Below are 18,392 nucleotides of genomic sequence, written 5' to 3'. Positions count from 1 at the left end.
CATATGGTAAGTCATACGAGAATTCCAAAATTTTCAATATTATAAGTATATCAAAACCTTTAATACACTATCAAGCTTTTTCATTTTTTATTCATAATTCTATATAGCGCACAAATGCAGCATTAATGCGTTTTATAGTGATTCATATCACAAATTTATATAAAATACGGGCTTATTTTATACCATAAAGAAGAGATAAAATGAATATAAATTCATAATCATTATTTTAAACTTGTTTTATAAGATTATATTTTCCCTCCACCTCATCAATTCATCTTACATTACATAACAAAAAGCTATCTCATAGAAATAACAATCTACAAGATAGCTTTATTGCTAGTTTATATAATTAAATAGGGAAAACCAATTAAGTTACATTAAAGGCATATACACTTTGTTCGTGTGCTAATTGTATGCGCTTATGTAAGCGTTTCATATATGTACGATATATCGCTTGTGCTTCTTCGACAGATATGATATCAAAATGAATTCCATCCCCCACTGGTAATTGGCTTAACCTAGGTAAATCTGCCGTAATCACAGTACCAATCTTTGTATAGCCACCTGTTGTTTGCCGATCTGCCATGAGTACTATAGGGTTTCCATCAGAAGGAACTTGGATAGAACCAAATACAGCGCCATCGGAGATAATATCCGCACCATCTATATGCTCTATAACAGGGCCATCCAAGCGAAAGCCCATACGATCACATTGTACAGTCAATGTATATATTTTACTACCAAAGGTCTTGATTCCTTTCTCTGTAAAATACTTTGCTTGCTCCCCTAGTACTACACGCAAAGGTTCGTGACACTCACGGCCGCCGCGGTTATATAGGGCGATATTGAATAAGTTATGACCATCATAGAAGTCGCACACATTCACTTCGTCTCTAGTAAATGCTTTAATGCCAAACTGATCACCTGCTTGTAACGATCTCCCCTCAAGACCACCTATCTTAGCTTTTGTATGAGTCGATACGCTACCATTAATAGTAGGAACATCAATACCGCCTGAGAAAGCAATATACATACGCACGCCACATTGGCTAAAGCTACCAGAAATAATATCTCCTTCATGACATATAAAAGGTATGTATCGAGGCACGACTATATTATTAATAGTGGGATGCATATCAGCCCCTGTAAAAGCAACAATACATGTACCTTGAACCGTTAGTGTAGGCGGTAGCACGGTGCATTCTAAAGCACCTAAAGGCTCCTTGTTTCCTACTAAAGCCTGCCCCAATAGATAGCTTTCACTATCCATAGGCCCCGCTACAGGCATACCATATTGTTGATAGCCGACTCGTCCTGCATCTTGAATCGTTGTATACATCCCTGGTCCATCTACGTGGATTGAAGCTTTCTTAAAACTATTTAAAGCCACGCAAATCACCTACCTCTACTTCATGTACAACAGGAACATAAGCTGAACCTAAAGATTTTATGCGATAAAATTCAGTATCATCGATGGGCACATAACGAACGTAGTCCCCTGCTCTTAATAATGCAGCTTGTTTTTTAGACATATCATACATAGTCACAGGTGTGCGCCCAATAATCTGCCATCCCCCTGGAGAATCTGATGGATATGTGCCAGTCTGTTCTCCTGCAATACCTACAGACCCGGCAGGAATCAAAGTTCTTGGCGAAGACAACCGCGGAGTTGCAATGCGAGGATTCATTCCACCTAAGTAAGTAAAACCAGGAATAAAACCTAACATATAAACCAAATAGTCAGTACCACTATGAATGGATACAACCTCAGCTTCACTTATATGATTGTGAGAGGCTACAAAGCCTAGATCTGGACCATACTCGCCACCGTATATGGTCGGGATTTCAACAATCGTAACACGTTCATTTGCGCTGTCTGTTACAGATTCTTGTAATATAGGATTAATAGTTCTACAAATGTCGGAATACGTATATACCATTGCATCATATTGAACAAGCAATGCACAGTATGTAGGAACTAGTTCAATAATTCCATCTAGCTGTAAGAGTTTAATCTGCTCTATAACTTGTCGGATTTGTCGATTAATCTTTGGATCGATTGCTTGACCAAAATCAATAGAGATAGCGCAATCCCCTACAGGTGAAATTGTAGGTTTCATATGTACCTCCTGCTATAACTAGAAAGGACCATCACATTCAAGACGAACGTAATGGTGCTTTCACAGATAATTAATTAACCTAGTAACTTAGCAATGCCCTTTAAAGATGTAATACCAATGTAAGATGTTACGAGCACTACAATCCACCCTGTATAATATAAAAGTTTATTGTGTTTATATGTTCCTACGATTTCAGACTTATGAGTTGCGACAAGCATAACTGCCAACGTAACAGGCAAGATCAAACCATTTACAGAACCGGCTAAAATCAATAGAGATGCTGGTTTACCAATAAAAATCAGGATACATGTGGAAATAAAGATAAATGCCATAATAGTCAATTTTTCATTTCGTTCTACCACCTTAAACAATGTTTTTAAGAAGGATACTGATGTGTAGGCAGCCCCTACTACAGAGGTCAATGCGGCACAGAAGAACACTATACCGAATAATTTATGCCCGATTTCACCAGCTCCTAAAAGAAAAGCAGAACCAGCTGGATCCTTAGTATCTAGTACAAATCCCATAGATACCACACCAAGAACAGCTAAGAATAATAATATACGAACTAGCGCATCAACAGACATGCCCATAATTGCTGCACGACGTACATCCTTTAAATGTTCTTGACCTGTAATACCAGCATCAATAAGGCGATGACCACCAGAGAATGTTATATAGCCACCTACGGTCCCTCCAATAAGAGTTATCGTAGCAAGCCACGGATAATTCGTAGGTACTATCGCATGAGTCACTGCTGTCCCTACCGGGGGATTCGTTGAAAATGCTACATAAGCAATGAGGACGAGCATAACCGTACCGAGTACTTTAGCCGTATTATCTAGAACACCACCCATCTTCTTAGATGTAAATAGTAAGATGCCCAAAATACCACTAATAGCCGCTGCTGTTGTTGTGTCGATACCAAATATAATATTGAGGCCCATAGAAGCACCACCAATATTACCGATATTAAAGGCTAATCCACCAAGGGAAATTAAAAATGCCACTATATACCCAAGGCCTGGTAATACCTTATTCGCAATATCTTGACCGCGCATTTGGGATACACCAATAATTGTCCACACATTAAGCTGTGCAATAATAGAGAAAATAACGGATATAACGATAGCAAATGCAAAGTCTGCTTTCAACTCATTTGTAAACGCTGCTGTTTGCAACATAAAGCCAGGCCCAATAGATGACGTGGCCATTAAGAAAGCTGCCCCTAATAGGACAGAGAAACTCGCTTTACCTGTAATTGGTTTCATAGGAACCTCCAAAATAATAATTAATCTATGTCATACTTATTGCTTAAAGCTCATACTTGCTTTTAATACTTATATTCGTATTTTCTGTTAGTATTAATTAAGCATTTATTTTAATGTTCTTAATAGTGTTATCGGTGTTGAAAATTCGCCACCGTTATACCAGCTTTTGATAGCCCTTCCCGAATATACTTTGTGAAAGCTATCGCTTCAGGATTATCTCCATGAACACATATGGAATCTGCCACAATATCAATGGTCTTCCCCGTATTAGTAACGACCTTACCCTTTGTAACCATCATCAGTACTCGGTCTAAAGCCTCTTGTGGGTCTTTGATGAAAGCACCTACTTCTGTACGAGGGACCAATGTTCCCTCCTCTGTATAGCCACGATCGGCAAACACTTCCTGTATAACAGGAATACCTCGTCGCTGTGCCTCTTGAGCAATATAGCTACCACTCAATACCATGGCCGCGATATTAGGATTTACCGATTGTAAACCATCTAAAATTGCATCAGCTATTACAGGCGTAACACAAGCTGTATTGTAAAAGGCACCGTGTAACTTCATATGCTGTAAAGTAAGGTCATGACTATCACAAAAAGCTTGTAGTGCACCTAATTGGTATATCATATAGGCTTTTGCCTCCGCAGGATTTACTGCCATCGCACGACGACCAAATCCCATCAAATCTGGATAACCAGGATGTGCCCCTACGGCTACACCCTTTTCCTTACATATTCGGACAGTCGCATCCATAATAAGAGGATCTCCAGCGTGCCAACCACAGGCAATATTAGCACTTGTTACGTGATTTAATACTTCACTATCCATACCTAATGTATAATTACCAAAACTTTCTCCTAAATCACTATTTAAATCTACATAATGAGACATATACTATTACCTCTCCATCTTCATCTATTATATAAATTCTATAGAATATTGAATTTAATGATACGATTATACTAAATAAACCTATATCTTAGCAAGGATATTTATCAAATCTACAAAATTATTTTATAAATACAAAAACCACAAGATTTTAATCTTGTGGTTTTTATGTAAACTCAATTTTTTATCTCACTCTACTATATCCAGTCATAAGCTCATAAACCGTATTTTGTATATTGTCCGACTCTGTTATTTCAGAAACGGCACAAATAAAATCGGGATGCGCTTGCCAAACGGTATCAGCATTTGTAGTTTTAATTCCCCCAATAGCAACAATGGGAGCCTTACTAAACTGCTTTGCCCAATATATATAAGAAATGCCTACAGGATTAGCATTGGGTTTTGTTTGTGTAGAAAAAATAGGCCCTACCCCAATATAATCAATAACACCTATGTATCTGTTTGCCGCTTTTAGGTCAGATATACTATGGGTTGACCAGCCAATCAACATATTAGGCCCTACAATTCGTCTTACCGTATTGGGCGGCAAATCAGCTTGCCCAATATGAACACCATCAGCATGTACAGCCAGCGCAAGATCAACATAATCATCAATAATTAATAGAGCATGATAATTAGAGGTCAATCGTCTCAAAATCATAGCCTCCTGATATCGCAGAATAGGCGTTTTTCCCTTTTCACGATATTGTATAATTCGTATCCCTGCGCTTAGCATATCTTTTACAAGCGGAACTACATCTCGAGTACCACCCGTAATTCCATATATAGGGCAAGCATTCATTACCGCTGTTAGTTTGTCTTTTCTATTCACTTATTTCACCTCATTAAACATGGTGTTCTCTAGTAAAAGTGATAACGCTAGATCCGCCTGTTTTGCAGCAGCAATAGCTACACGAGGTGCATAAGGATACGCATCTTCTACACTGGAATGCTCGTCACCAACAATATATAAATTTTGACCTAGCTTTTTAGTTCGTAACGTATCAGAATTACCTATTCCAGCCAATCCGGATACCATGATTTTAGGTACATCTAGTGAGATTGTAGTTTCTAAAAACATAGATTTAGCTTCCACCGCATCAAAGGCTTCTATCAAAATATCGGCTTTTTTATAGATTTCAGGTATATTCTCGGTTGTCAATTTATCCTTATAAATCTTAACGATAACATTTGAATTAATAGCAGTTAACACATCTTGTAAAGCCTCTACCTTATACTGCCCGACATGACGCGAAAAATAGTATTGCCGATTTAAATTACTTAGCTCTACAATGTCATAATCTGCAATAATTAGATTTCGAATACCACTACGGACAAGATTAACAGCACAATTGGATCCCAATCCGCCAGCACCTAAAACGCCTACTACTGAATTCTGCAATTTACGAAACTCCTCAGGGCTATAGAAGTGGGATATAGCCGTTTCAAATTCGTTATTCATATGAGCCATACATATATCTCCTCATAGTGCCTGCCAATCTTTATAAATGGGTTGATACCCATTATTTTCGAGCATTGCAGCCATTTCACTTACGCTGCGATTGTCACTAATTGTAAATTGGCTAGAATCATCTTGTTTTGTATGTCCCCCTACAGAGGTTGTTACGCCAGCTGAAACTTTTGTAATCCCCAGTCTCACCAGATTGTCACGCATATACTTGCTTTCACGAGAGGAAAGCGTAATTCCCACACGGGGAAACAAAAGACGCAAAGCCAAAATATATTGAACCAATGCCGTATCATCTACAGGATGTTTTGGTGAATAACCTACTGCACAAGGTCGAATTCTTGGAACGGAAACAGATAATTCTACATCTGGATAATGTTGCATAAGGTAATTAAGATGTAACATCGTCTTGTATGCCTCTCGACGCCATTCATCAAGGCCCATTAAAGCACCAATATTGACCACTCTAAATCCAGCCTGGCAAGCCAACTCAGGCGTATCAATCCGCTTTGCAAAATCACTCTTAGGTCCAAATGGATGTAATTGCGCATACAACGTAGGATTATATGTCTCTTGGAACATCGTCATTCCATCCGCTCCAACTGCAACTAATCCTCTATATTCCGCCAGCGTAAGCGAATACACCTCTACACTAACGCTACTAAAAATAGAAACCAATTTTTCTACGGCAGCCTGTATATACGACGGTGGACTACAAGATTTAGATTCACCGGTTAACACTAAAACTTGCTCTAATCCCGTTTCAGCGATTGCTTTCGACTCAAGCTCGATATCAGCTAAACTTAGCTTTTCACGGGCAATTCCACCATGATGACTATATCCACAATACACACAACCATTGTCGCAATAGTTTGAAATGTACATAGGCGTGAACAGCTGTATGGTATAACCAAATTGCTGTACCGTCCGTTCATGAGCCATCTGGGCCATATCTTCTAAATACAGCAGGGCTTGAGGTGATAATAGAATAAGTGCATCATCAATAGCTAACTTAGGTTTAGAGAGTGTTGAAAGTATTTCATCATCAGTTACTGCGCCTAATATGTCAGCTATATCTTCGTCGGAAACTCTTGAAAGTACATCTAAAAATGACATATCATCACCCTACTTTCGCAAGAAACCAGTTAACGGTGAAGATGCATTACCTACAGACTTCTTAGGTGCACATTTTGCAAGATATGCCTTGCGACCAGCCTCTACAGCATGATAAAAAGCCTGTGCCATGCCTACTGGGTCCGAACTCGTAGCAATAGCCGTATTAACAAGAACAGCACTAGCCCCCATTTCCATAGCTATTGTTGCATCAGAAGGACGTCCTATCCCTGCATCAACAATAATAGGCACATCAATAGAGTTGATTAAAATCTCTATCAATCCTTTTGCTTCAAGTCCACGATTACTACCAATAGGCGAAGCGAGAGGCATAACACAATTAGCACCAGCATCTACTAGTCGCTTTGCATCCATCAAATTAGGACTCATATAAGGAAAGACTATAAACCCTTCCTTTGCCAACACCTCGGTGGCTTTAATAGTCTCTAAATTATCGGGCATCAAATACATCTGGTCTTGAATGACTTCAATCTTAATCAAATTACCACAGCCTAATGCTTTTGCCATACGTGCAATGCGTATAGCCTCGTCTGCATTTCTAGCACCCGATGTATTCGGTAATAAATGCATTCTATCGGGGATATAGTTTATTATATCCTCCTCGCTTTGTGTTGTACCTACTCGCCTAAGAGCAACTGTCACAATATCTGATTGTGATGCTACTAATGCATCATGCATCAAATTATAGGATGCATATTTCCCTGTCCCCACTAACAAGCGACTAGAAAATGTTGTATTACCTACAGTAAATGAATCCAACATATCAACCACCTCCTACAAAGCTAACGATTTCTAATCTATCAGCAGCCGTTAATTTAGTGGTTGTATACGTTTCCTTACTAAGAATCTCGCCATTAAGCTCAACTACAAAGTGTTTACCGGCATACCCTAATTCATTAAGAACCAAATGAAGTTGCTCGTTTGAAACCTGCTTTGGCTCTCCATTAACAATTAAATCCATAGTGACCTCCCATATGAAAAAGCTTATAAAATATCAATATATTCTTCTTGTAAAGCTTTATTCATACTGCGTACAGCACAAAACTTGCCACACATCGAACAGGTTTCACCATGATCTTCCTCCGGTGCTCTACTTTCACGAATAGAACGAGCCCGTTCCGAATCAAGGGCACAAGCATATTGTGACTCCCAATCGAGAACTTGACGTGCCTTAGCCATAGTGTCATCTATATCTCTTGCATTAGGAATACCACGAGCAATATCTGCAGCATGCGCCGCTATTTTGAAAGCCATAATTCCGTCTTTTACATCATCTGCATTTGGTAAGGCTAAATGTTCCGCTGGTGTAACGTAGCATAAGAAGGACGCACCATGCATACCCGCTACAGCGCCACCAATAGCAGCCGTAATATGGTCATAGCCTGGAGCAATATCTGTGACGAGCGGTCCCAATACATAGAATGGCGCTCCATCACATAAAGATTCTTGAACTTCCATATTCATTTGTATTTGATGTAAAGGTACATGCCCAGGTCCTTCAATCATAGCTTGTACACCATATTGTTTCGCTCGTTTTGCCAATTCACCAAGCCTTACAAGCTCTTCAATTTGGCACACATCAGTTGCATCCGCCAAGCAACCTGGACGACAAGCATCACCTAAAGACAACGTAACATCATATTCTTTGCAAATCTTTAAGATTTCATCAAAGTATTCGTAGAATGGATTTTCATGACCTGTCATGCTCATCCACGCAAATACCAAACTGCCTCCGCGACTAACAATATTAAGCAACCGTTTATGATTCTTGATTTGATCTATTGTTTTTCTCGTAATACCACTGTGGATAGTAATAAAATCTACACCATCTTGAGCGTGTAATCGGATAGTGTCCAAGAAGTCTTGAGCCGTTAATTCACCCAAATCTTTTTGATGATGAATAACACTATCATAGATAGGCACCGTACCAATCATTACTGGCGATGTCTCGATTAATTTACGTCTAAAAATACGAGTATCACCATGAGTTGAAAGGTCCATGATCGACTCTGCTCCAAGTCGAATGGCTCGATTAACCTTTTCAATTTCACTATCATAATCAGTAACGTCTTTCGATGTACCTAAATTAACATTAACTTTCGTTCTAAGACGCTTACCAATCCCCTCTGGCGAAATGCTAGTATGTTGCTTGTTACAAGGAATAACAACCTTTCCTGCTGCCACTAGTGAACGTAATACGTCTTCATCCATACATTCTTTTTCCGCGACAACTTTCATTTCCTTCGTAACTACACCAGCCACAGCCGATTCCAATTGTGTCATAAACATTTTTACATCCTCCTATATAAAAGACATATATAGTTAGGTATGCAAAAACGGGTATCGAACAAAATGATCGATACCCGTATTAAGTATTAGCGTGCTTCCTACGCGGGCATGATCCCGATCAGGTATAAAGGTCAGGTGCTCGCAGCCCTTTCTCAGCCTATATAATAGGCTCCCTTGCATACTCACTATATAATTATGCTATTAATATTACTACTTTATTCAGATTTGTCAAATGATTATTCCGACACTTATACGTCTATTGTTTATTTCTCAGCCTTATCTTGGTCTTTACTATCATCGGAATCTGCTTTTTCAGAGATTGCAATGTGTCCATCCTTAACATCAGCAAGCAAGTGTTTTACATCGATATTATCCAAGTAGAAATCTGTTACATTATCTCGGATTTCAGATTCCACAACACGGCGTAACGGACGAGCGCCCATAGTTTTATCATACCCTTGTTCCATCAACAATTCTTTAGCTGCATCAGTTACATCAAGAGTAATGTCTTTCTTAGCCAAAGTCTTATTAACTTGATCGAGCATTAAATCTACGATTTTTTTCAAATCTTCTTTGCTTAATTGATTGAACTCGATAACTGCGTTGAAACGGTTCAAGAACTCTGGACGGAAGAATGGCGCGATGCGTTCCATTACATCTACTTTATTTTCATCATCACTGTCATTACCATAACCGAAACCTGCATTGGATGTAGCGATGATAACAGTATTTTTAAAGTTTACTGTGTTACCTTGACCATCTGTTAAGCGACCATCGTCCAATACTTGTAAAAGTAATGTAATAACTTGAGGGTCTGCTTTTTCGATTTCATCGAATAATACGATGGAATAAGGATTACGACGTACGCGTTCAGTCAATGTATTAGAGTTATCTTCATAACCAACATAACCAGCTGTAGCGCCGATTAATTTAGATACGGCTGTGCGATCACTATATTCGGACATATCCAAGCGAATGATTGCATCTTTGTTACCAAACATATCTAAAGCTAATTGTTTAGCTAATTCTGTTTTACCTACGCCAGTAGGACCTACGAATAAGAAGCTACCGATTGGACGGTTGCCTTCGTCAAAGCCTGCACGGTTACGACGAATTGCTTTAGATACAGCCTCTACTGCTTTATCTTGACCGATTACATGAGCTTCTAAACGAGATTTCATATCTTTCAAGCGCTCGATATCAGACGCCCCCATTTGAGATACAGGAATACCAGTCATTCTTTCAACGGCTTCTGCTACGTCGTTTACTTGCGCTACCACCTTTTGATTTTCTGTGTGATTGTCGAGCTCTGCTTGTAACTTTTGAATGCGCATTTTTTCGTTAATTGCAGATTCATAGTCTTCTTTTTGAGCATATTCCTCTTGTTTTGCTTTAGCATCTGCAATATCTGCTTCCAATGTTTTAATATCTGTTACAGGATGTTGAGATGCTAAATGAGCTGCTGTTACATCGATCAGGTCGATAGCTTTATCTGGCAAGCTACGTTGCGGAATATATTGTACGGAATAATCTACAGCGGCTTTCAAAACGACATCTGGCAATTCAATGTTATGATGCGCTTCGTACAATGGACGAATGCCTTGTAAGATTTTGAAAGTATCTTCTGCAGATGGTGCATTGACCTTAACTTCATTGAAACGGCGAGCAAGAGCTGCATTTTTCATGATTGTGTTACGGTATTCATCTTGTGTTGTAGCACCGATAACTGTCATTTCACCACGGGACAAAGCAGGCTTCAAGATATCTGCCAAGCCTTTAGATCCTTGACCATCACCTGTGGACCCAGCACCCAAAATTTGGTGAATTTCATCGAAGAACAAGATAATATTGCCTGCGGCTTTTACCTCTTTAATAAGGTTTTGAATGTTTTCTTCGAAGGAACCACGGTATTGAGTACCAGCTTCCAATCCGGAAATATCGATGGAAATGATTTCTTTATTTTTAATAGCTGCTGGAACATCACCATTTACAATAGCTTGTGCCAAGCCTTCTACTACTGCAGTTTTACCAACACCAGCATCACCTACAAGTACTGGATTGTTTTTAGTACGACGCGCCAAGATTTCTGCTGTTTCTTGGATTTCTTTGTTACGACCAATTACAGGATCAAGTTTACCATCACGAGCTTGTTGAGTTAAGTTTGTCCCCAAACGAGCAAGGATTCCATCTTGTTTGATTTTACCTTGTTGCGCAGCTTGAGCAGCTTGCATTTCTTCATTAGATGGTAAGCGACCAGTTTGACGATAAAACGCAAATTCTTCTGGAGTTACTTCGCGACCATTAATCTTATAACTACGTCGTTCTGTAGAATAACCACCCATATTACCCATCAATTGATTAAACAAATCATTCATGCTAGAAAATTCATTACCAAAGTTGTTAAAGTTGTTGTTCATATATTTTACCCCCTCATACATCATAGAGTTTAACTATTTGACTAATACTATTTTTACTGGGTTTATTTACCCTATGACATTATAATAGCCCCTAAAAGTCAAAAAGTCAATATATCAAATTAGAATTTTTGACTTTTATTTTGACTAATTTGACTTATGAGGAAAGAATGTAGATAAATACTGGGTTTACGATTAACAATTAAGTTTGATTTTTATATAAAATCAAATTGTCTTTTCATTACTTAAAAGTATATTTTAAGTTTACTATTATAGTTTATTAATTTTAAATATCTTATTAATTTAACCAAAAAAGGACAACACAAATGTGTTGTCCTTTCCCAGTAGGTGATGCCTCCATCACCAAGAGCTCTTAAGAGCCAAACTTAATTGATTATTATAATATCAAAAGTAAACTGTTACGTCAACCAAAAAAACTACAGTTCAAACAAAATATCTCCTGATAACAAGGATTTCCACTCTATATATCTAGGACACCCCATTTGATTCAAAATTTTTTCTTTCAACTCATTTCCACGTCTTACACCCATTCTTTGATTATTTGAATAAAAAAAGTGCTTCAACAATTTTCTTATATCATTTAAAGAATAGAAATAACTTAAAATCTTTAATACATCAAATAAAGATAATTTTGAGTGTTTATAATTTAAGTATTTTTGTGGATGTAATCCAAATGATCTAACAATATTAGAGTTAACTATATAACGAATCGGTGTATTAAAACGATTGATTAACGAGCCATGCGCACAACAATTTCTTAAATACAATAGAAAATCTAGCATATTCAAAAATTCAAACCGTTTTGAAATTCTCAAATTAAAATCATCTAAAACCCCTTCAATAACATCAACTTTTAAATAATGAAGAAGTCGTAATACTTCACCAAATGATAGGGTTTCAATAGCTACCCATATAGGCACAGCAACATCTGAATAGTAATTATTATCATCATCTCTATATACAGCTACACCTCTTGGCGCACTATAAGTTGGAGACCTATAAAAAGTTTTATCTATATGATCATTATAATTAATTAAATTCGATAAATAAAACGGCTTAAAGAACAGAAAATCATTAAAGCTAAAGTATATCCTTTTATTTTGATCATTAAAAAAGGGATAGTTATTAGAATATGGACAATAAGTATCACTCAAAATATTATCATCTTGAGGATCCATATAGTTTAATTTATTTGTATATTGCATTGTATTTGCAAGAGTATTGCAATAACATTTAGCAAAGTGATAAGCAATCGACGTTTTCAAAGCAGACTCAAGCTTATTTAAATAAGAAAATATAATGCGTGAAAGCTTCTTATCAAACTCATATAAAGCTTCAAAATCTTTCAGTGTCACAGCATCATATTTTTTAGGATGTAATTCACATAAAAGTAAATTCTCAAATCCATTAAATAAAGAATAATAATTGAACTTTTTTAAAGTATTTCTCAACTCTTGTTCATCAAATATTAATCCTCGAGACCTTAATTTATTAACCAAACCATTTCTTGATTCAAATGATTTTATTGCCATCTAAAATCGCCCCTTTGCTAATCTAGAACTAGGCAATACTATTACCAACACGTAACACCTCTTAACAAAATCAATTTTATTATATAATTTTACATATCTATCGATAAAAAATAAAGATAGATTTACTTTATACGTCATCTATTTATAAATTTATACAATCAGAACTGCTCGTAAGACGGGTGGTTTGCTCACGGACTATAAGCCCATAGTACTAGGCCAGCGTCTAAAGGCGCTGGCTTTCACTACGTTCAAGCCGCATAGCCATTGACTCGTAACCTTCCCCTCAAAGGGGATATGTATTACTTGCTACCCTTAAAATTTTCTTACTGTTGCCTCATTTAGACCTACTGTACTAGCATAATATCCCTCGGACCAAAAGTGTCTATTTCCAAATTTATACTTTAAGTTTGCGTGTTTATCGAACATCATAAGTGCACTTTTACCTTTTAAATATCCCATAAAAGATGAAACTGCTATTTTAGGTAGGATTAATATTAACATATGCACATGATCTGCCATGAGCTCCCCCCTCTATAATCTTGACACCCTTATATTCAAATAAACTATTTCTATTTTGATTATATATAACTTTACGTCTATACTTAGGTGTAAATACTATGTGTATTTGCATAACCATTTTGTGTGCGCAAGACTCTATGTCTTTGTTGCCATATAAAATCACCTTTCTTTTGCATATAATGCGGCTTGAACACCTACATTATACTTAAGCAAGGTGATTTTTTGTATAACTTTCGTTGCCGCACCCGCATAGCGGGTGGTTTTATGATTCGCGACTACGTCGCGAACCAGTCTAAAGACAACAATAAAAGGAATGCTCCCCCTATAAAATACAAGGAAACATCGATGTATTTTGTCTAGTAAATAATATATCTAGAAAAATGAGTCCATATCAATATAATTTTGATATAATAAAAATATCTTTATAGAAAGGAGGAATATTATGGCTAAAAACTCTCCAAACCCTATCAATGACGGATACGAACGCAGAGACGGAGCACAAAAAACTACTAGTGGCAAGCCTGTTCGTCCTGCTCCGCCACCCCCATCACCTACTCCGAAGAAGTAATTTTATCTGCTGAGAAGCCTTCTTCAAAGAAACCATTGGGATAGTCATATTCTCTAACTTCGATATCATTTTTAATATCAAATATAGAATGTAGGTATCCAAAATACTCACTATATCTTTCATCAGATAGCCAGCTAGCATACACTGGATGGCTATCTATTTTTATTTCAGTAGTATCTTCATTCGAAAATGTTGCTCCTAGAAATTTCCCTGTTGCTATCACATTCCCTGACTTAACTATTTGAATTAAATGATCTTTGCCATCTAACATACAATTATTGAGCATGCTATCTTCTTGAAAATACATATAACCATTATTCGCACTTGTATACTTATCAATTATACGCTTAACATTTTTTTTTACTATTGACTGCCAAGCATATCCGACACTAACCCCACTTAATATGGCCAAGAATACAAGTAGCAAATATTGCAAGCTATCAATACCAAGTAACTTATTGATAATTGTATACATAAGTAGCGTTATAAAAAAACAAAAGATACTATATACAAAATAATTTAATATTTGGTCTATCGAACTACTTCTTGATTTCACATTTCCTAATGCTCTAGCAACTTCCTTAGCAATAAATCCAGGTGCTAGCATAACAATAATTTCAATGTAATGTTCCATTATTCTCACCTCTTTAAATTTACTATAACATGAATTCTCTCTTAATGCACTTAAGACTCTATACTATTAGATACTAGCACTGTAGCTGTAAATTTTTGTTTCATCAAATAACTCTATTTACTTATCGAAGAAAACTATATTCCAACATTCTCGAACAAATACGCTCCGATTGTAAAAAGGAGATTATATGTTTCTACTTCCAATCAGTAAAGGAAGTATATCTAATATCCTACAAAAGAGTGGGATTCGCTATTACTGCCTCCGTAATCTACATATATATAGATGAAAACGAAAAAATTATAAATTATAATTCTAAAAGGTTTTACCAGTAAAAAAACTATCGAAAACATCGACAAAAGATAATTATGAAGCGTGATGAAGGTATTTATAAACTAAATTATATCAATGAATTAACAGCAAGAAAGTTAAAACTAAAATCATCAAATACTGTAGCAGATGAAAACTATTACTCTTTTTATCTCCATTTCTTTACAGAACGAGATAAAGCCACTGCTACAAAAAAGTTCTAACTTCATCTTATTGAATCACGATTTAAACCTTACTTTAGTAAAATAGCCATAAAAGACCTTAATAAAGGGTTAATACAAAGGTTTATTGATCAGCATACAACAGCTATCAAAAAAACCTTTGTTATATTACGGCAGACGCTGCGAAAACTATATAGTTTAGACTTAATCCCTCAGTACTTTTATGATGGGCTAATCAAACCCAATACTACTGCCCCACTCCATCCTAAACAAGCGTTAACACATGAAGAGGTCAATTTATTCTTAGACTACTTTAAAGGACACAATCTGGAATATACAATATTATTATTGTTTCAAACAGGTATTCGAATTGGAGGATTACAGGCACTATACTGGAATGAAGTAGAGATATTAGGCGATAAACATGGAGAACTTCATATCAACGCTTCATGGAGTAAAACAGAATTAGGACTAGCACGTAAAGCAACTAAGACAAAAAGCAGTAACCGAGTAGTGTCTTTCACTAGCTCTAAGTTAGTTAAATTACTACTAGAAGCAAAAGAGAACTCTAAGAGTAAATGGATTTTAGCTAATCAAGTTGGAACAAGTCCTATTGAAAAAAAGAACTTTACTAATCGCTATTTTAAAGCAGTTGGAAAACGACTCAATATTAATAAACCTCTTAGTTCTCATGCAGTCCGTCATACCTATATTAGTAATCTTATAAATGCAAACGTACCATATACCACTATTGCAAAATTAGTAGGCCATGATACAACAGAAATGATTATAAAGGTCTATGCTCATCCAATCAATAATAAAAAAAAGAATTCCAATTAGTGGAAAATATCTATCTATAATTTGATTCTTAACTCAAAATCGATAGCATAGTTAATTGCGCAAATAATTGCGTAAATTTATGCTATCGACATATGCTATCGCACTGTTTCAGGATAATAAAAAAGTCACTGCAAAGGCTGTAAACCCTTGCAGTGACTGCATTCTTAGTGGTGATCCAGGAGGGATTCGAACCCCCGACCCACGGCTTAGAAGGCCGTTGCTCTATCCAACTGAGCTACTGAACCATGTGGATTACCTATATATGGAATTATCTATTATAGTATAAATTATGTACTATGTATCGTCAACTACACCCTATCTTAGTATACCCTAAAAAAGGCAAAAAAAAATGGAGCGGGTGAAGGGAATCGAACCCTCGCGACCAGCTTGGAAGGCTGGGGCTCTACCATTGAGCTACACCCGCAAATAAAAAATGGTCGGAGCAGCAGGATTCGAACCTGCGACCCCCTGGTCCCAAGCCAGGTGCGCTACCAAACTGCGCTATGCCCCGTCATTAATTACTTTGCTATTATAGCAAACCCGGTAGTTGATGTCAACCACTACTCTTGCTGAGTTCTTACTCTCTCAAGTATCGCTCTGCAACGAAAATTATTATATCATTGATAGAAACTAGTGACAAGTACTTTTTTACAACTTCATTAATTTTTTTACTTATACATTAATACATTCTTTAATATATATCTATCCTTACTTCTATTATCCTATACGCCTACGCCTCCATATCATTTTAATCTATAAATTATTCACCCTAATAGTATAAAGCCAATCATATGCTTAATCGAGCATATAAAAACATGCACCCCTTTCGAGGTGCATGTTGTATTGTTCTATAGTTATATAAGATTTTAAAATGCTAGTAAAGCAAATAGATTAACCTTCGTAGCTACCATCTTCTACTGCTTGAGGATTTTTTGCGATACCTTGTTTTACAGCAACTTCAGCAACTGCTTTAGCAACAGCTGAAGCTACACGAGGATCGAATACGGATGGCATTACGTTTTCTTCGTTCAATTCACTATCAGGAATCAAGTGAGCCAAAGCGTCAGCAGCAGCTAATTTCATTTCGTCAGTGATTTGAGACGCACGAACGTCGATAGCACCGCGGAATACGCCTGGGAATACTGCTACGTTGTTGATTTGGTTAGGAGCGTCGGAACGACCTGTACCAGCAACGCGGATACCAGCAGCTTTCATATCAGCATATGTAGCTTCTGGGTTAGGGTTAGCCATTGCAAATACGATTGCATCGTCAGCCAAGTTTTCCAAAATTTCTTTTGTGAAAGCACCTGCTGCAGATACACCAAGAAGAATGTCGGCGCCTTTAGCATTTTCAGCCAAGTTGCCATGTTTTTCTTCAAGTTTGAGCAAATCAATCAATTCAGCTTGCAAAGAGTCAAGTCGTTTGTAGTCTTTGTGCAATACGCCAGAGGATACCAACAATGTGATATCACGAGCACCTGCAAGGTACAACAAGCGAGCAATGTTTGCACCAGCAGCACCAGCACCGTTTACAACGATTTTAGCAGTAGCTAAATCTTTTTTAACCAAACGAAGAGCGCCTTTTACACCAGCTAAACATGCAATTGCAGTACCGTGTTGGTCATCATGGAATACAGGGATTTCTAACTCTGCTTTCAAACGATTTTCAACTTCATAGCATTTAGGAGAGGAAATATCTTCTAAATTAATACCAGCAAAGTTTTTTTGCAATAATTTTACTGTATTGATCAATGTATCAGCATCTTTTGTATCTACAACCAATGGAATGCAGTCTACATCACCGAATTTTTTGAACAATAAGGATTTGCCTTCCATTACTGGCAATGCTGCTGCAGCGCCAATATCACCAAGACCAAGTACACGAGTACCGTCAGATACAACGGCAACCATGTTGGAACGGCAAGTTAATTCGAAGGATTCTGCTTCATTATCTTTAATACGCAAACATGGTTCTGCCACACCTGGTGTGTAAGCTACAGATAAATCATGAGCGTCTTTTAATTCATATTTAGTTCCTACAGTAAGGAAACCTTTTAATTCACGTTTTTTTTGTACAGCTAATTCACGTACGTCCATAACAATTCTCCTTTGTGGATACACTCGGACTCTTTAGAGTCGGTAATTTATACCTTTAACTAATTGTATTATACAAAATGCTAAATCATAATTCAAGTTTTTCG

Annotated in this window: 16 protein-coding genes, 3 tRNA genes, 1 pseudogene and 1 riboswitch; of the genes and pseudogenes, 2 read left to right on the top strand and 18 right to left on the bottom strand. The window is 37.0% G+C overall.

All coding sequences use genetic code 11. The annotated features are described in order from the left end of the window. Positions 1 to 367: 367 nt before the first annotated feature. The 14 genes and pseudogenes from FNLLGLLA_RS02550 to FNLLGLLA_RS02485 all read right to left on the bottom strand — a co-directional run bounded on the left by FNLLGLLA_RS02550 (position 368) and on the right by FNLLGLLA_RS02485 (position 14,863). Positions 368 to 1,339 (bottom strand): 5-oxoprolinase subunit C family protein, encoded by a 972-nt coding sequence (locus FNLLGLLA_RS02550; RefSeq protein ID WP_414617159.1) that lies wholly within the window; start codon positions 1,337 to 1,339, stop codon positions 368 to 370. 37 nt (positions 1,340 to 1,376) lie between these two features. Next, positions 1,377 to 2,120, bottom strand: coding sequence for a 5-oxoprolinase subunit PxpB (gene pxpB / locus FNLLGLLA_RS02545; protein ID WP_105087083.1), 744 nt, complete (start codon positions 2,118 to 2,120; stop codon positions 1,377 to 1,379). 74 nt (positions 2,121 to 2,194) lie between these two features. Continuing rightward, positions 2,195 to 3,391, bottom strand: coding sequence for an NRAMP family divalent metal transporter (locus tag FNLLGLLA_RS02540; RefSeq protein WP_174892243.1), 1,197 nt, complete (start codon positions 3,389 to 3,391; stop codon positions 2,195 to 2,197). A gap of 128 nt (positions 3,392 to 3,519) precedes the next feature. Then, a complete protein-coding gene (locus FNLLGLLA_RS02535) occupies positions 3,520 to 4,287 on the bottom strand; it encodes a LamB/YcsF family protein (RefSeq protein ID WP_105087085.1) in 768 nt (255 codons plus the stop codon). A 181-nt stretch (positions 4,288 to 4,468) separates the two neighbouring features. Beyond that, complete coding sequence (gene thiE, locus FNLLGLLA_RS02530; protein WP_105087086.1) at positions 4,469 to 5,116, bottom strand: thiamine phosphate synthase; 648 nt, start codon at positions 5,114 to 5,116, stop codon at positions 4,469 to 4,471. Further along, the gene (gene thiF, locus FNLLGLLA_RS02525; RefSeq protein WP_105087087.1) at positions 5,117 to 5,755 is read right to left on the bottom strand and encodes a sulfur carrier protein ThiS adenylyltransferase ThiF; all 639 of its coding nucleotides are present in this window, start codon (positions 5,753 to 5,755) and stop codon (positions 5,117 to 5,119) included. Between the two features lie 12 nt (positions 5,756 to 5,767). Further along, positions 5,768 to 6,868 (bottom strand): 2-iminoacetate synthase ThiH, encoded by a 1,101-nt coding sequence (thiH, locus tag FNLLGLLA_RS02520; protein WP_105087088.1) that lies wholly within the window; start codon positions 6,866 to 6,868, stop codon positions 5,768 to 5,770. A 9-nt stretch (positions 6,869 to 6,877) separates the two neighbouring features. Beyond that, a complete protein-coding gene (locus FNLLGLLA_RS02515; protein WP_105087089.1) occupies positions 6,878 to 7,648 on the bottom strand; it encodes a thiazole synthase in 771 nt (256 codons plus the stop codon). 1 nt (position 7,649) lies between these two features. Then, positions 7,650 to 7,847: a sulfur carrier protein ThiS gene (gene thiS / locus FNLLGLLA_RS02510; protein ID WP_105087090.1), complete on the bottom strand. Its 198-nt coding sequence runs from the start codon at positions 7,845 to 7,847 to the stop codon at positions 7,650 to 7,652. A 23-nt stretch (positions 7,848 to 7,870) separates the two neighbouring features. Beyond that, positions 7,871 to 9,175: a phosphomethylpyrimidine synthase ThiC gene (gene thiC / locus FNLLGLLA_RS02505; RefSeq protein ID WP_105087091.1), complete on the bottom strand. Its 1,305-nt coding sequence runs from the start codon at positions 9,173 to 9,175 to the stop codon at positions 7,871 to 7,873. A 78-nt stretch (positions 9,176 to 9,253) separates the two neighbouring features. Then, positions 9,254 to 9,361: riboswitch (TPP riboswitch) on the bottom strand. Between the two features lie 77 nt (positions 9,362 to 9,438). Further along, a complete protein-coding gene (locus tag FNLLGLLA_RS02500; RefSeq protein ID WP_174892242.1) occupies positions 9,439 to 11,592 on the bottom strand; it encodes an ATP-dependent Clp protease ATP-binding subunit in 2,154 nt (717 codons plus the stop codon). 434 nt (positions 11,593 to 12,026) lie between these two features. After that, positions 12,027 to 13,142 (bottom strand): Abi family protein, encoded by a 1,116-nt coding sequence (locus FNLLGLLA_RS02495; RefSeq protein WP_156697217.1) that lies wholly within the window; start codon positions 13,140 to 13,142, stop codon positions 12,027 to 12,029. Between the two features lie 315 nt (positions 13,143 to 13,457). Continuing rightward, a pseudogene (tnpA, locus tag FNLLGLLA_RS02490) lies at positions 13,458 to 13,814 on the bottom strand (IS200/IS605 family transposase); the annotation flags it as partial. A 398-nt stretch (positions 13,815 to 14,212) separates the two neighbouring features. Further along, the gene (locus FNLLGLLA_RS02485; RefSeq protein WP_156697216.1) at positions 14,213 to 14,863 is read right to left on the bottom strand and encodes a hypothetical protein; all 651 of its coding nucleotides are present in this window, start codon (positions 14,861 to 14,863) and stop codon (positions 14,213 to 14,215) included. 365 nt (positions 14,864 to 15,228) lie between these two features. Here FNLLGLLA_RS02485 and FNLLGLLA_RS02480 point away from each other — a divergent pair, with 365 nt between their 5' ends. Both FNLLGLLA_RS02480 and FNLLGLLA_RS02475 read left to right on the top strand, forming a co-directional pair. Further along, complete coding sequence (locus FNLLGLLA_RS02480) at positions 15,229 to 15,393, top strand: hypothetical protein (RefSeq protein WP_156697215.1); 165 nt, start codon at positions 15,229 to 15,231, stop codon at positions 15,391 to 15,393. Between the two features lie 9 nt (positions 15,394 to 15,402). After that, entirely contained in the window at positions 15,403 to 16,191 is a 789-nt protein-coding gene (locus tag FNLLGLLA_RS02475) for a tyrosine-type recombinase/integrase (RefSeq protein WP_156697214.1), read from the top strand. A 168-nt stretch (positions 16,192 to 16,359) separates the two neighbouring features. Here FNLLGLLA_RS02475 and FNLLGLLA_RS02470 read toward each other — a convergent pair. From FNLLGLLA_RS02470 to FNLLGLLA_RS02455, 4 genes are all read right to left on the bottom strand, one after another. Beyond that, positions 16,360 to 16,436: transfer RNA gene (locus FNLLGLLA_RS02470), tRNA-Arg, on the bottom strand. A 105-nt stretch (positions 16,437 to 16,541) separates the two neighbouring features. Beyond that, positions 16,542 to 16,615 (bottom strand) — tRNA-Gly (locus tag FNLLGLLA_RS02465). 10 nt (positions 16,616 to 16,625) lie between these two features. After that, positions 16,626 to 16,702: transfer RNA gene (locus FNLLGLLA_RS02460), tRNA-Pro, on the bottom strand. 380 nt (positions 16,703 to 17,082) lie between these two features. Then, entirely contained in the window at positions 17,083 to 18,288 is a 1,206-nt protein-coding gene (locus FNLLGLLA_RS02455; protein ID WP_156697213.1) for an NAD(P)-dependent malic enzyme, read from the bottom strand. Positions 18,289 to 18,392: the final 104 nt, after the last annotated feature.

The sequence above is a fragment of the Veillonella parvula genome, assembly GCF_902810435.1.
Classification (GTDB): Bacteria; Bacillota; Negativicutes; order Veillonellales; family Veillonellaceae; genus Veillonella.
Note: the sequence above shows the minus strand (reverse complement) of the source record. Positions and strands in the feature narration are given on the sequence as shown.